Source organism: Gimesia aquarii, assembly GCF_007748195.1.
GTDB lineage: Bacteria > Planctomycetota > Planctomycetia > Planctomycetales > Planctomycetaceae > Gimesia > Gimesia aquarii.
The window spans coordinates 1,934,173-1,952,010 of the sequence record NZ_CP037920.1; the positions used below are offsets into that span (position 1 = coordinate 1,934,173).

Here is a 17,838-nt window from a genome sequence, read left to right on the forward strand (position 1 = left end):
ATTGCCCAGAAGACCATTAAAAACGGTATATCTTGAAAAAACAGAACAATTTTTGATTTAATAGAATACAAAAGTACATATTTGTTTGAATAGATCCTCTTCTCAATTCGGAAGGTTTTTTTGAAATAAAACTCTCTAAGAGTCTTCTGGAAAATAAGTTGTGTCTATCAAAAAATTTAAGAAATGCTGCCGACTGAAAATGTTTCAATGTTAGTTATGAGGATGTCATTCGTCTGTACTGTGACATTTTCAAATTGCAATTAGATTTGAGGGACAGGATTCAGTGATTCTTGGGCTTTCTTTGTTTGGATGATTCACTGTTTTTGGATACATGTATGATTGTTACAAGTGGAATCCAGTAGTTATATTTTGCCTATTTTGTGCAATTTTCTTTGACATCGGTTCAGAGTAGTTTTTAGCATCAAAGACTGCGTTTCTGTAATAGGGCAGAAACGGCTTGGAACCGAATAGTGGTCAAACGTTAATTTTCGAGACTGGCTCTGTTTCAAACAGAATTAATAAAAACTGAAATTCACAACTAACTATAGAACATATTGGCATTTGGATTTGTTGTAAAAGCGGGACTCGGGAGTGATATCTCTCTCAATTCTCATTAAAATGCCATAGTAAATTAGAGTTTATGGGAGACAGCAGATGTTACTGACATCTTGGGTTGAGTCGATGCGAGTTGCGTTCGAGAAAAGCCGCAAGGCAACTTTAAATCCTCGTCGCCGACTTCAGCTTCGAAGTGTTCCTTCTTCAGCACGTCAGAAAATCCAGCGTAAGGTTGCAATCGAGCAATTAGAAGACCGCACACTACTGACATCGCTCATCATCAATCAGCTTACCCCTGGTCTGGGAGTGACGCTTGACAATTCCGTATTGGATCCAGATGCAGATGGTGTCTCAAATTTTGACTCGATTATCTTTGAAGATCTGACAATCGATGCGACCTCAGGTTCTGGAGTCTCGATTGATTTAGATAATTTGACATTTAGTGATCCGTTCACGATTTTATTTGATAATGTTTCGATTTCTTCCAGTGCTGGGGTTGGAATCGACATTGAGCTTTCCAATTTATTAGTCGATACGATTGCCGTTGATAGTTCGACTATTACGGGAGGCGTGGGAAATGCCTTTAATGTAGATCTTACAAATGTAACACTCAATGAGTTTAACGTCATCGATTCTACATTGTCCGGTCAATTAGGAGCAGGAATCACCGCTGCCGTCAATGCTTCGATTGTCGAAGAGACTTCTGTGCGGCGTTCTACCATTGACGGTGTCTCTATTGATGTGACAAATGGCTCGGTTTTGCGGCATACGACGATGGCCGACAATACGATTTCAGGCACATCTGGAAATGATGGTGTTAATGTTAACATTATTGATTCTATCGCAGAAGAATTGCGGCTGACCAACAATAACAGCATTCAAGGTGTTGCGATCAATGTCGATGACACTGCTGCTGGCGGTGCTGCTTTATTGACAGAATTGTTCTTACATAGCAATATCATTACTGGAAACACTGTCGGTGATGGTGTTCGGATTGATTTGAACAATGTTGACTTGTTTGCTTCGATAACAGAAAACTCTATTACTGCAAATTCGGGTCACGGGATCGTATTTGATCAAATCGATGGTGACTTGAGTGGTGATATCTCTGATAACGTGATCGCCAACAACACAGGTCACGGTATTTTCTTCACCCCGACTACGACGAATCCTCCTCCAACTGGTGCTGGTGCACCGGGTGTTCCTCCTTTTGCCGGCGTACCAGGTGCGACCGACAGAATTGACTTTGCCGCACCTCGTAACGAAGTCCAACTCATCACTTTTGCCGGATCTCCTTCTGGTGGGACATATACCATTTCTTATACTGGGGGAGATGGGGTTACTGAAACGACAGTTGGCATTCCCTTAACGGCAACTGCCGCTCAAGTTAAAGCAGCCATTGTGAATGGCATTAGTGACATCGGTGTCGGTGATATTTTGGTGAATGGAAATTTCCAGGATGGATATGAAATTGAATTTGTGAATGCGCTTGGTGGAATTAATGTTAATCCATTGAGTGTCGATGTAACCGGGTTATCTAGCTTACCTGCGTCAGTCAATGTCACAGCAACGACTGCGGGTAATGTTGACGAAATTCAACGATTTGAAGTAACAGGCACTCCGACGTTTGGTACATTCCAGATTACCTTTTTAGGATTCTCTATTCCTTTACCCTTTAGTGATGCAGATCCAGCAAGCCCAACTGCTGCTGCTAACATTGCAGCGGCATTAAATTCAATAGCCAACATTTCTGGTTTCGCAGGTACTCCGATTGATGTTGTAGTGAATGGGAGTGGATTTGATATTCTGTTTCTGGATACCGGGTCGATGCACGACCTTGATGTGCCTCAAATTACTGTCGATGCTGCAGGTCTCAGACTTTTCGTTGATGTTGTTGAAGGTCCAGTAGGGGCAAATCCAAATAAACCCCCTGCACAGACAATTACTTTTAGAGACGTGTTTAGTAATCTTGTCACGCCTGATCCCGGTGGAACATTTCAGCTCACCTTCCAGGGGCAGACGACTGGCGATATTCTGATCGATGCTGATCCAGCAGTGACCGCCGCCAATATTGATGCTGCTTTGGATGGATTGGCTTTTGCTACTTCTCAGACAGGCATTCGTGGAGATTTTATTGTTACAGGAGACTTCGTATCAGGGTTTGTTGTCGAATTCAATGAAATACAACATCTCGCGATGATTGGATCGTTTGACCCTACATTTGGAAGCTTTGAACTCACGTTCCTTGGTCAATCGGTAACTTTTCCTTTTACTGATTCCATTCCCAGTGCGAACTCTGCGCAAAACATTGAAATTGCTTTAAACCAGATAGCGCTTGGTCAAGGTTTTGCTGGAAATCCGGTTGATGTAAGGGTCAGTGGAAACGGATATGACATTGTTTTCCTGGACTCTGTGGACTCTGGCGCATTGGGAGATGCTGATATCCCAGAAATTACGACAGATGCTTCAGGTTTAAGATTCACCGTTGATATTGTTGAGTCTGTTCAGGGCAATGCCACAACTGATGAGGAACAGGTATTACGATTTGAAAATTCATCAGGTGCGTTTCCATTTACGTTTGCAGGTAATGGTGTGGACATTACCAATCCTCCTATCGGGCCTTCATTTACACTTACATTCCAAGGTGAAACCACCCAGGGGATCGTAATTGATTCTGACCCGGATGTAACAGCTACAAATATCGAAAATGCGTTAGAAGCACTGTTGTTGGCAACCAGTGGTGATGATTTTGATGTGACTGGTGATTACTCGAATGGTTTTGTCATTACATTCCAGGGAGATTTTACCAACGTCAATGTCCCTCTCATCATAGGTGATGTTTTTCCACTCGATATCCAGCCTTCTACTTTGCTTGGCAATTTTGACATTACGAACGTATTACCGATGACAGGTGATGTTCTCTCAGGACCACTTTTACCATTCGTTGATGTCGTCGCGTCTACGACAACTCAAGGTATTGGAAACAACGAAGTCCAGACAATTTCCATTCCCGATACACCTGCGTCGGGGACATTCACACTTGACTTCCCAGGTAGTACAAATGGACCGGTTGTATTACCCTTTAATGCGACTGCCGCTGAAGTTCAAGCTGCTTTGGAGAGCCTTGATAGTATTGGGGTCGGCAATGTGTCGGTTACAGGCTCAATTGCTGCTGGTGGTTTTGACGTGGAATTCATTGGAGATTTTAGAGCAGAATCTCCAGGTGGCGTGATTGTGATTGACGATAGCGGGTTGTTTGTTTCCGTTCCCACAGTCACGACAGTCACAGAAGGGACGACACAGAATGAAGTACAGGAAGTTGTGATTAATGGGGCACCCACTGGCGGAGACTTCACTCTGACCTTTGATGGTGCGACGACTGGACCGATTGCCCATAATGCAAGTGCTGCTTCTATTATTAGTGCATTAGAAGCACTGAATACAATTTCCGCTGGTGATGTGATGGTACGCGGCGATGCCCTTACTGGGTTCGAAATTGAATTTGTTGGTTCGTTAGCCTTAATCAACACTCCTCAGATCACTGCTAACGCATCCGGCTTGACGGGGGGGACAACTCCCACAATTACAACAAAAACAACTTCTGTTGGAGGATTTTTAAGAGGTATTCGAGGTAATACCATTACCGGTAACTCGGGCGCTGGAGTAGAAGTCGATTTAGCGATGTTTACTTCCTTCTATGGTGATATTACAGGTAACACGATTAGTTCGAATAATACTCAGGGGATTAATTTAGTAGCCGCCGATTCGACGATATTACAAAGTGTCGATTTTAGTATTTCTGTCGATGGTAATACGATGGATGATAACCGTGGTGCTGGCGTAGCAGTCGCCATGCAGGATACAGCGACCGGTGATGTAAGTATTACCAATAACACCATTACCGGATCCCGCAACGATAGTAATGTTTCCACCCCTTATGCAGGGGACGCGATCTACATCGATTTATTTGGAACGGATGTCAGTTTTGAAGCATTTAATCAGTTACGTGATTTGACAATCGATGGCAACTTTATTGGAACCGATGTCGACAATACTGCGGGTCAGGGAAATGCGGGGCATGGTATTGGGATTCATATCGAAGAATCCACGATTATTGACCGAACTCAAATTTCGAATAATGTGATAGCTAATAATTCAGTCGACGGTATCAATTTTCACCGTGAAGATGATGCACGCGTTGGTAGAGCCATTGTTGATCCGATTGTGGGTGAAGAGCGCGCTGTGATGATTTACAGCAATACTATCACCGGAAACAGTGACGGTATTGACATCCTGGCACAGAATGGTTCTTTAACGACAACTGACTTCGAGATCAAAGACAATGTGATTTCCAGTAATATTCGCGATGGAGTCAGTTTGCATGCCGAAGCAGACGCGACGATTTTTGCTGATATCATCAATAATCAAATCACTTTGAACAGCATTAATGGTATTGAATCGACGACGCGTACTACCAGCTATTTCGGAACAGATCAGAGAAATGTTTCAGGGACCTGGATCCAGAACAATATCAGCAACAACACCTCACATGGAGTTCGCATTTCCGGACGTATTGGTAATCGCGTTGAGTCAGCACCACACTTCTTGTTTATCGGATTAGATGGAGTTGATCCTGTTACTGGATTGGACCGAGGTAACTTAATTGAGAGTAATGGTGGAGACGGAATTCAAATTGCAGCTCACCTTGATCGTATCGAAGGAAATGTCAAAATTGCCAACAATTCGATTCTCTCTAATGCGACTGGGGGGATCGAGCTTTCAGGAGAAAGTCTTTCATCATCAATTGATAATAACCTGATTGCCTTCAACAACGGAAAAGGAGTTGATATCAACTCCAATAGCCAAACTGTTTTCTTACGAAACAATGTTATTACTGAAAATACATCAGACGGATTGGAAGTTCTCAGTGCGAATGTGATAATTCATAGTGAGCTGAATTTTACACAAAACGTTTTGATTGGTGGTGCCGTAACAAGTGTGACCGCGATCGGCAACTTTATTGATAATAATGGTGGTCGTGGTATCGATTTGCAAACGGAAGAGTCAGCTAATTCCGACTTTATTTTTGGTGATGGTACAGCAACAGGTGCCAACCGCGTTGTCTCGAATGCCCTGGAAGGATTCTATGTTATTACTACTGCGTCTCGTGGGCAGGATCAGGATGCAGATAGTACCGATACTTTGGATGCCACAGGAAACGTCACAACCTCAAGCCCGGATATGGTTCTTCAATTAGATACCAACTTTATACAAGACAATGGAGTCAACAGTGATTTCACAACGACTGGTTTAATCTTACGAATTGGTACTTCGGCTTCTAGTACCAGCTTTACAAGTCAACTTCCAGGATCTAATGCCAGTGTGGGAGATGAGGATAGTTTTGATTTTGCTAATGGGCGTTCGAATGTCTCCGTGACAAATAATGAATTTGAAGGTAACTTTGGTGAAGATTTTTATGTCGAATCGTTTACCTCTACCGTTGATCCTCCAACGACACAAGATAACTGGGACAGTGCTGCCAATCCTCCATTTCGTGTTCTTGGTTCCTACCGACGTGACCCATTAGCACGCTTGAATCTGGTATTTGAAGGGAATACTGGTAATGGCTTGAATGTAGTTAATGTAGGTGCATTCTATAACAATTCTGAACCAGAATTTAAATCCCGTATTAGAAATGGTGCACCTGCGCCAAATCCGGATGGGCCCTTCACTTCTGCAACGCGACGTCGTAACGCACAGCGTGTTGCTTCCCGAACCAATTTAGCGCCATTTACCGCTCCTAACATTGCCCCAACTGCAGTGGGAACAGTCGCGGACGCGTTCAACTCCGCTCCGGGGGGACCTATTCAAATTACGACAACGACAGCCCACGGGTTGTTTTCGGGATCGACTGTTGAAATTACGGGTGTCTTTTCAGATGAACTTGGGTTCTTTAATTCCGGATTGAGCCCCGCTAATGGTGTGTTTGTGATTGACGTGATCGATGCTTTCAACTTCACATTAAGGAGTACTGAAGGTGCGGTAATCGGTAACGTGTTCCCAGGTTTTGGGACATGGTCGTTTAACGATACAGGGGCCTTCCTGTATGATGGAATGGGTGTGAGTACGTTCCGAATCGCTCAAGGCTTTGATGGTGTAGATGGTTCGGGCATTGGCAGTGGTGGTTTCGAGCAGGGTGATTCGTTTTTAACAGAAGCAAATCGTCCGGGAACGATCTTTGGTGAACTCAACTTTGATTGGGACATCTGGACTCCCGATGAGGATACTTTTCTGGCACCAGAAGTCAGTACTTTTGTTACGGCAGATATTTCAGTAGCTGTTCCTGATCCAACGACTGGAGCGATTACCAACCCATTGATCATTTCATTTACAGAAGATGTGAACGGTGTCGATATCTCTGATTTCGTATTGTTGAGAGACAACGTCTTCGTTGCCTTAAACGCTGGCATGCTGACACAGATTGATGCTCGTACATTTGAGTTAGATTTGAGTTCTGTTACTGGGATCGAAGGGGAATATGATTTACGTCTGATTACAGATGGTTCTATTTCCGATGCGAAGTATGTCGATCCCTTTTCTCCGTTGTTTGGAAATATCCCTTCCAATTTCTTGTCATTTGGTGACATCGAGCGATTCACTGTCGATACGACTGATCCTGTAGCGGATATTGTAGATGTCTCACCCGACCCTCGTAGTGATGCAGCCGGTGAAGTGGTTGTGAACTTCAGTGAAGATGTGACGGGAGTTGATCTCAGTGACTTCACAATCAGTATCGATGGCGGACCTGCGGTTCTGTTATCAAGCACACCTGCGACTTTGACACAAGTCACTGGTAGTCAGTTTGTGCTTGATCTCAGTAAAGTGACCAGCCTATCGGGCGACTACACCTTAACATTAAATGCTACCGGGTCTTCCATTACCGACTTGGCTGGAAATGCGTTGGCAGCCGATGCCGTTGACATGTGGGTCAATGACACGTTAGCTCCCATCGCACAATTTGAAAATGTAACAGATCCTGTTCCCGCTGGTACCGATCCCACGTTTACTGTCGTATTGAATTTCTCTGAAAATGTGACGGGTCTGGCGTTATCAGATTTCACTCTCGATGATGGTAGCGGTCCCGTTAACCTTTCTACAACGACTGCGGTGATTAACCAGATTACGCCTGCTCGATACGAAATCGTGTTGGGAACTCTGGCTGATGCGAATGCAATTTACACCATTACCTATAATGCTGGTGGATCTGCAGTACAGGATGCTTCTGGTAACGATGTGGCCGGGTCCACTTCTGAATCCTGGCAAAAGGGGACCGAAGTCATAGCACCAACTGCCGGGATCCAAGATATTACGCCCGACCCTCGTCCCTCTGGGGATGTAGTAGGGATTGTGACTATTAATTTCTCCGAAGAGGTCACAGGCGTCGATATTACTGATTTTGAATTATTGTTCGATGATGGTAGTGGCCAGGTTAGTATTCCCTTGGGAGCCATCTTAGTTACACCATTGAACGCATCAACATATCAAATTGATCTCAGTACGGTGACGGGAACTGATGGTGATTATACACTAAACTTACTGGCGGATGGTTCGATTCAGGATCTTGCCGGGAATACATTTGCGACTCCTACTTCTGATAGTTGGCGAACAGGCGGTTCAGGTCCTGTAGCAACGATTGAAGATCTACCGGATGTTTTATTGACAAATGCCGGTGTTGTGAATGTGACGTTCAATCAGGCTGTGACAGGTGTTGATATTTCCGATTTCCGATTAACTCTCAATGGTCAGGATGTCTCATTGGCTGGGTTGACTGTGAATCCGATAAGTGGAACAGAATACTCTATCGATTTAAGTTCTGTTACAAATGTGTTTGGAAACTATGAACTGACTCTGGTTGCAGCAGGTTCAAATATTCGAAATATTTCAAGCGATCCTGTTTTGAATAATTCCTCTGAATCCTGGGTGACCAGTTCGACCATTGATTTGAATATTCCATCGCCCGTATTGACAGATGGCGTCGATTCTGTCGCCGGTGATGGAGTCATCGGAGATGGGACTGCGGGAACGCAAACTCTACGTGCTGCGATCCAAGAAGCCAACGCACTAGCTGGTTCCAATGTGATTGAATTAGCCGCTGGTACCTATGTTTTAAGCATTGCAGGCATTGATGAAGATCTATCGGGAACAGGTGACCTTGATATTCGCGATAATTTAACCATTCGAGGGCAGGGGGTTGGTGTTACGATCATTGATGCAGGAGCATTAGATCGTATTTTCCAGGTCTTTGCTGGAGTCACATTGAATCTGGAAAATCTGACAATTACCAATGGGGCCTTAACTGGTAGTGCAGATGGTGCAGGTATACGCAACAGTGGTACCACAACTTTGACTAATGTGGAAGTGACCGGAAACGCGGCCGAAGACAGTGCCGGTGGTCTAAATAACACAGGGGTGATGATCATCGTTGATAGTACCATTTCAAATAACACGGCCGGTGGAAGTGGTGGTGGTATTCGAAATACTGGGACTTTACAAGTTTCGCGAAGTACGATTAGTGGTAACTCCACGGAACGAGATGGCGGTGCAATATTCAACGCGGGTATCGGTACTATCACTTTAGATAATTCGACATTTTCGGGTAACCTTTCTGATCGCAGTGGTGGTGCAATCAGAAATACGGCTACCATGAACGCGACGAACAATACATTTACTCTCAATAGTGCTGGAACTGATGGAGGCGCTGTCTCCAATACCGGTACAGCCACTTTTCAGAATAACCTGGTTCTTGGAAATACAGCTGCAGTCGGTGCTGAACTGCAAGGAGACTATGTCAGTCTGGGAGGTAACTTAACAGGACTAATTGGTACGGCAACCGGATTTGGAGCATTTGACATTGTGGATGTGTTAGATCCAACGACAGTGCTCGATTCTAATTTAGCAGATAATGGTGGCCCGACTCTTACTCATGCCTTGATTCTGGGAAGTATTGCCATTGATGCTGGTGCTAGCGATACCACTAATGTCGCTGCTTTAGAACAGCGAGGAACGTCGCGAATCCTGGGAAATAACGTTGATATTGGTGCTGTGGAATTTGGGACCTTCTTTGTCAACAGTTTCCTCGATACAGTCGATGCCAATCCCGGCGATGGAATTGCCGCGGACATTGATGGTAATATCACATTACGTGCTGCGATCATGGAAGCCAACGCGTTGGCCGGTGATTCTCTGATTGTGTTGGAATCAGGAACTTACTATCTAAATATCCTCAATTTAATAGATTCAAATTTAGATGACGCGTCAACTGGCGATTTAGATATTACAGATACAACAGGTAGCCTGAGAATTGTAGGTGCTGGTAATGGCCAAACAATCATTAGTGCCGCTCAAGATCCTTCTGATGTTGACGCGGTCAGTGGTCTCGATGATCGTGTATTTGACGTACTTTCCGGTGCTGATTTAACTCTCGATTCATTAACTATAACTGGCGGGACTGCGATTAATGGCAGTGGTGGTGGTATTCGTAACATTGGGACTGTATCGCTTTTGAATGCCATTGTAGACGGTAATACCGCCGATGTTAATGGTGGTGGTATTCTCAATGGCTTACTCGATCAGCAGGGAACTTTAAACATCACAAATAGTGTCGTCTCAAACAATGGTGCTGTGGACGGGGCTGGTATCTTCAATAATGATCAGTCTCAGGTGACCATTATTGATTCTGAAGTTAAAGATAATACGGCTTCCAATGATGGGGGGGGGATATTCAATGATCTCCAAGCTACAATTGATATTACCAGAAGTACGATTTCTGGTAATACTGCTACTCTGGACGGTGGGGGAATTTATAACAACGATTTAGCAAGCCTGACACTGAATGACAGCAAAGTAAATAATAATACCGCAGATCAAGGCGCGGGTCTTTTCAATGAAGAGGCTGCTTCCTTGACGGTAAATCGTACCACGATTTCTGGGAACAATGCGTTACTCCATGGTGGTGGAATTTACAACGATGAAGGTGTTGTCATGCTAAGTGATGTTTCTATCTTAACGAATACGTCCAATAGTGATGGTGGTGGTTTTTATAATGCTTCTGCCGGAGATGTGACGATTTCAAATAGTTTCTTTGACGACAACACCGCCAATCGTGATGGTGGTGCCATTGCTAACTTTGGAGTCAGTCTATCGATTACAGGGACAATAATCAGAGACAGTGAAGCTTTGAGGAATGGTGGTGGTCTGTTTAATGACCAGGAAGAAGGAACTGTTTCACTGGTTTCAACTTCTTTGATTAACAATGAAGCAGTAGCCGGTGGGGGGATTTATAACCAGGAACTGGGGAACATCACTCTCGATCTTTCTAATGTGATGAATAACCTGTCAAGCACTAATGGTGCTGGTATCTTTAATACTGCCGATGCCACGCTTACGGTTCAACGAACCACGATTGATGGTAATGTTGCTGCGAATGATGGGGCAGGGATTTATAATGAAGACAATGCTCAATTGAATTTATTCAATAGCACGGTCTCAAATAATATTACTACCCGTTTCGGGGGTGGAGTTTACAATAATTCAATCGCATTAGCAGACATTGTGAACGCCACAATTTCAGGAAACGAAGCTTCGAGTGGTGGTGGAATTTATAATGACGAAGAAGGTAGCATGGAAATTACGAATGCAACCATCTTTAATAATTCTGCCATTACCGGAGGAGGTATTCTGAATGCAATTGACGGTTTTGTCAGCGTGGCCAATACAATCGTTGCTGGTAATTTCAGTGTTTCCCCCGGTCCTGATGTCAGTGGAGACTTTTTCTCACGCGGAAATAACCTGATTGGTGTCGAAGGAATTTCTACTGGCTTTACGGATGGCGTCAATGGAGATCAGGTGGGAACATTCGCGACACCCGTCAGTCCTGGTTTAGGAGCGTTGCAAGATAATGGTGGTGCTACCTTTACACATGAACTTTTAGGTGGCAGTCTGGCACGCGATGCAGGAAATAATTTCTTTGCACCAACAGACGACCAACGCGGATTTGCTCGTTTGTTTGATGGTGATGGAAATGGTTCTTTAATCGTCGACATCGGAGCCTTCGAATCTGGTTATATCGTGACTGCTTTTGGTGATTCTGTTGATGCTGCTCCTGGTGATGGAGTGAGTGTTGATATCAATGGTCAAAGTACGTTGCGGGCCGCGATTAACGAAGCAAATGCTCGTGTCGGAGCAGATACGATTCTATTAGGGGCGGGAGTTTATACTCTTTCTCTGTTTGGTCAAGGTGAAGATAATGGACTTTGGGGTGATCTGGATATTACAGATGACTTGACGATTATTGGTGCAGGATCAGGTAGAACGATTATCGATGCCGATTTCATCGATCGTATTTTCCACATCCTAACTGGAATTAATGTTTCTATTCGTGGTGTGACTCTCGTCAATGGTGATGTGACCCGTGTCGAAGACGGGGGCGCAATTCTCAACTACGGTAATTTGACACTGGAAGATGTTGAGATCAGAAACGGTCTTGCAAATCGTGGTGGTGCATTATTCAACAATGGTGTTGTCACAATTACTGAAAGTGAATTCATACAGAATACTGCCATTGCCGGTGGTGGTGCGATCTTTAATACGAATGGTGGAACAGTTACTCTCACCATGAGTAATATTTCAAATAATGATGCTGAAAATGGTGGTGCTGTTTATAATTCGCTCACCGGAACCTTGGAAATCATCGATACTACACTCGACAGTAACACGGCAACAATAGCCGGTGGAGCCATTTATAACTCCTCTGAGCTCGCGGTAGGAAATGGTGAAGGTGGTGATGACAGTGGTGACCCACCACCACCGCCTCCACCACCACCAGTACCTGAATATACTATTGATGTGGTCTTTACTGACTCAAGTTTATCAGCCAGTCAGCAAGCCATTTTCCAGCAGGCTGCTGCTCGTTGGAGTGAGATTATTATAGCCGATGTTCCCGATGTGGTCATTGCTGGTATCGGTCTTGTTGATGATTTACGCATTGAAGCGACTGCTCCCGCCATTGACGGTGTTGGAGGGATTCTTGGACAGGCTGGCCCCAGAACAGTTCGAACAGGGTCATTTATTCCTTCAACCGGAATCATGCAGTTTGATAGTGCTGATTTGGCAGCATTGGAAGCGAGTGGCCAATTGATTGATGTCATCTTGCATGAAATGGGACATGTCATCGGCATCGGGACTATTTGGGACAGTCTAGGACTTGTATTGAATGGTGGAACTGCAAATCCACGTTTCACTGGAACCAATGCCATTGATCAGTACAATACTCTTCTGGGGCGAAATGTAGTAGACATTCCCCTTGAAAGTGGTTTTGGTCCTGGAACTGATGACTCGCATTGGGATGAAGACGACTTAGATAACGAGCTAATGACCGGATTTCTTAATCCGGGAGTAGCGAATCCAATTAGTGTAATTACAATTGGAAGCTTAGCAGATTTAGGGTATGTAGTCGATCTGAATGCAGCTGACACGTTTCCTCTTCAGGCACCTCAGGTTCAGTTATTAAATCCTGTTCCGCTAGGCGAAATGCTGGATGTTGATCCATTCATTGTCTTGGGCGAAAGTGCTTTTGTTTCTGTAGAAGCAGGGGCAGGGACTGTTACGATTGCCAACAGTACCGTTTCCAATAACTTCGCAGGGACTCGTGGTGGTGGATTACTCAACGAAGATCCCATGAGTATTTCAAATGTAACCTTCTCTGGTAACGAAGCCGGAAAAGAAGGGGGAGCGATCCACAATACTGGTGAATTAACCATCAATAACACCACAATCTATGATAACTTTACTGAGGGATCCGGTGGTGGTATTTATTCTGTGGCCGACACTGCCACTGTGAATATTAAGAATACAATCGTTGGAGGAAATAATGCATTCGTCAGTGGTTCTGACGTTCAAGGTACTTTCAACTCGCAAGGTAACAACCTGATTGGAACGAATGGTTCGTCCACAGGCTTTATTGATGGATTCAACAATGATATTGTCGGATCAGAAGCACAACGCATTGATCCCGCTTTAGCTCCGCTTCAGGATAATGGCGGACCAACTTTAACTCATGCATTATTAGTCGGAAGTCTGGCAATTGACGCCGGTGATAATACAGATGGTGTTGTTACCGATCAACGTGGAGCTGCACGACCTACAGACACGACAAGTGACATTGGCGCCTTCGAAATTGTAACTCCTTCAATTAGTATTGCCGATATCAGTCAGGTTGAAACGAATGCTGGTACAACTGTTTTCGAAATTCTGGTTTCTTTGTCGAATGTAAATGTCGATGCAGTAACAGTTGATTTTGAAACCTCAAATGGAACTGCTGTCGCTGGTATTGACTATGAGTTTACAACAGGTACTGTGACATTCTCCCCTGGTGAAACAACCCAGATTATCGAAGTGATTGTGAATGGAGATACGCTCGTAGAGGATAATGAGACCTTCTTTGTGAATCTGTTTAATGCTGTTGGGGCGCAGATTGCCGATAATCAGTCTCTGGGAACGATTCTGAATGATGAAGCAGAAATTTCTATCAGCGATGTGACTAAAGTAGAAGGTCCTGTTGGGACGACGACCAATTTCGACTTTACTGTCTCATTGGCTCAGCCTGTTGCGGGAGTCGTGACCGTTGACCTTCGTACTTTGGATGGTTCTGCTTTATTGTCTGATTCCGATTATGTCGAACTGCCATTACAAACAATTACCTTTAACCCAGGAGAAACCAGCAAAACGGTAACTGTTGTGGTTAATGGCGATTCTAGCATTGAGAGCGATGAAACCTTCCAAGTGGAACTATCAAATGCTACAAATACGGTTGGCGATGCGACGATATCAACTCCAACAGGAACAGGCACGATTGAGAATGATGACTTTGCATTACTTTCAATTAGCGATGTGACATTAACAGAAGACTTTGGTGGTGCGACAACAAGCTTCACGTTTACTGTTTCATTGTCACAAGCAGCCGGAGCTCCTGTCACCGTTTTCGCTTCCACAGCCGATGGTACAGCGACCGCAGCTTCAGGTGATTATGTTGCTTTTACGAATATTCCAATCAATTTTACTGCTGTTGAAACAGAGCAGACCATAACAGTAACTGTCAATTCAGATGCGTTTACTAATGAAGGCAATGAAACATTCTTTGTGAATCTTTCAAATTCCACAAACGCAAATATTGCTGACGGACAGGGACTTGGAACTATTGTTGAAGATGGGATTGTCGTTACTACGTTTGACGATGTTGTCGATCCTTCCGATGGCCTGGTTTCATTACGTGAAGCGATCACAGAAGCTAATAACACGACTGGTACAGATAACATCATTCTGTTACCTGGTACCTATGATATCTCAATTGTAGGCGCGGGAGAAAATGGTAATGCCACAGGTGACTTTGACATCCTTGATGATGTCAACATCTTTGGACAAGGCTCTAATTCAACCATCATTGATGCCCACGGACTGGATCGAATCTTTCATTCCGGACCCGGAGTTGAATTGAATCTTTCCAATATGCAGCTGATAAACGGTGATGCTGATGACGGTGGTGCATTATTCTCACAAGGACCAACAACCATCAACCAGTTGATCTTCAGAGACAATAATGCTGATTTCCTGGGGGGAGCGATTGTCAGTGCAACTCAACTTGATATCTCGGATGCTCAGTTCTTGAATAACCATGCTGGTTTCCAAGGTGGAGCCATCTATCAATTCCAGGATACCGCTACGATATCTCGTTCCACATTTACGGACAATACATCAGATGGACGTGCCGGGGCAGTGTATGTAGCCAGCGGTGCAACCTTGGATGTTTCAGCGTCATTATTCAACCAGAACGACGCTGGTAGCCGTGGTGGAGCCGTTTATAACGAAGGAATTACGACGTTAACAAATACAACATTCTCAGCAAATCATTCAGGATCTCGCGGTGGTGCGATCTTTAATGATGGAGATTTGAATGTTCTTAATAATACCATCACTCTGAATACTGCAGATCAATCAGGTGGTGGTATTTCTAATGAATCTGCGTTAAATCCAAGCGCGGTTGTTGAATTGGTGAATACGATCGTAGCAGGAAACAGTGGTGCCTTAGGCAATGATGATCTAGACGGAGACTATGTCAACGCTACCAGCTTTAATAACCTGATTGGAAATATTGGTTCGGCAACTGGTTTGACGGATGGTGACAATGGGAATATTGTTGGTTCCTTAATTGCTCCTGTAGATCCTAATCTGGGGATTCTACTCGATAATGGTGGTCCGACTAAAACGCATTCTTTATTGTTTGGAAGTCTTGCAATTGATGCTGGTCGAAACAATGGAGCGCCTCTTGTTGATCAACGTGGTTTAACGCGACCCGTTGCCGGTACTTTAGGTGGCGCTGATATCACAGATATCGGAGCTGTGGAGTTGCAAGCTCCCCTTCCTGCTCCTTTGTTTGGAACGGGAGGCGATTCTGATATTGCTGAAGAACAGACGAATATTCAGATTTCAGTAGTAACAGAACGAACAGTGGTTTCTAGTGACGGGCACACATTTGCATTGCCAGCAAATGAAGACTGGATTCATGAATGGGAATCGTTCTGGGTTGAAGTCTGGGTTGATACAGCCAGTGGATTTGGTATTACCGATGTATTAACTAATCTTGTTTACAATACAGCTTACTTTACTGCGACATCATTCGAGTTTGGTTCTAACTTCACATTCAATAGAACTATCGTAATTGATGATGAAGCGGGGATTGTTCGAAATCTTGGTGGTAGTACGATTCAATCTAATGTAGGGGGAACAGGTCATGCCTTGTTAGCCCGGATTAAGTTTGAGCCTTTGGCGGGAGATCAGGTGGAAGTTGATCCAGATGCTTCGAATTTCGGTCCGCTTGAGTTGGGTCTGGATATTGTCAATACAGAAATTAATGTTGGCGGTGTAGGAGAAGTGATTGCAAATGTGGGAGCACTACCTGAAACCGATCTGTATCCAGTGATCTATGATATTAACGATGACGATGCGATCAATTTCCGTGATCTCATGATTTTTGCATCAACTTATAGTCAAGAAGTTTATAGCTCCTCTTCAGCCTTTGCAGCAGCAATGGACTTCGACAAGAGCGGTTATGTTAATTTTAAAGATCTGACTTATCTCGCCTCGAATTATAATAAGAGTAAGAGTGGAAATACCCAGGTTAATTTCCCACTGAACTTTGGTCAGAAATGGATTGGAACATCACTGGATATCGTCAGTGGTGATGATAACATTGATCAGGTTGTTGAAGCTGCCATCGATACATGGGAAACCGCCCTTGGTTTGGAAGAACCATTGGAAGTACAAGTTATCGTTCACGATTTTGGTACTGCTCAGCTAGGTTCAGGACAGACAACAGAACTTAGTGCTGATGGTATTCCTGTTGCTGGCCGTGTTGTGATTGACGATGATGCAAACGGTTTAGGGTGGCATGTCGATTCAACAGAATTGCCTCCTGGTGGTGGCTATGACCTGTATACTGTCTTGTTACACGAAATTGGACATGTTCTTGGATTCTCCCGTTATTATTCTGGATTTGGCGATCATGTTGAAACTGACAATAATGGAGATTTAGTCTTCGTGGGATCTGACTTTACTGTTGCTCTTGATTCCGCAGGACTACATATCGAAGATTCTGCGTTTCCTGATGATTTGATGAATGCTACGCTTGATCCAGGCGTCCGAAAGACACCATCGGCAATCAACATTCAAATGTTACTGGAGTCTTATGCGAGTGCTCAGTCGGGAGCCAGTAATAATGGTGGAGCGAATCCACTCTTGGGAACGAATATGTTGCCAACCGTAGTTGCTAATCCAGTAGTGATTCAAAGCCCCGAGGCAGCTCAGAAGTTCGTTGAGGAATCAACTATCGGTTTTGTGGCACCTGCTGCCATTAAGACTACAGAAGAAGAGCATTCTCTGAATAGCGTTCAACAGTTAATGACTTTCGACGTGATTCAACCACCGTTATTTGAACAGAACATTGCTAAGGATGGTGTCGAATTGGATGGATCAGCCTTTGAAGATCTCTATTCAGAGTCTGATTTCGATGAAGGTTTGACAGGGATGGAATCGGATGACCGACAATTAGTATTTGCTCATTCTGCAAATGATTCTGAATTTGATCTCACTGATAATTTTGATGATGAACTGGAATCAATGGATGACGCCTTTACTAATTGGGAAGGTCCGCTTCTTTAAGATTTCGCTTTC

At 44.1% G+C, this 17,838-nt stretch carries 1 protein-coding gene; it reads left to right on the forward strand.

The genetic code is table 11. The annotated features are described in order from the left end of the window. Positions 1-654: 654 nt before the first annotated feature. Positions 655-17,826 (forward strand): choice-of-anchor Q domain-containing protein, encoded by a 17,172-nt coding sequence (locus V144x_RS07840; protein WP_144983840.1) that lies wholly within the window; start codon positions 655-657, stop codon positions 17,824-17,826. The last annotated feature ends 12 nt before the right edge of the window (positions 17,827-17,838 follow it).

What these genes read in the sequence shown, in the direction of transcription:
- V144x_RS07840 (WP_144983840.1), top strand. Translation starts at nt 655, where the DNA reads ATGTTACTGACATCTTGGGTTGAGTCGATGCGAGTTGCGTTCGAGAAA.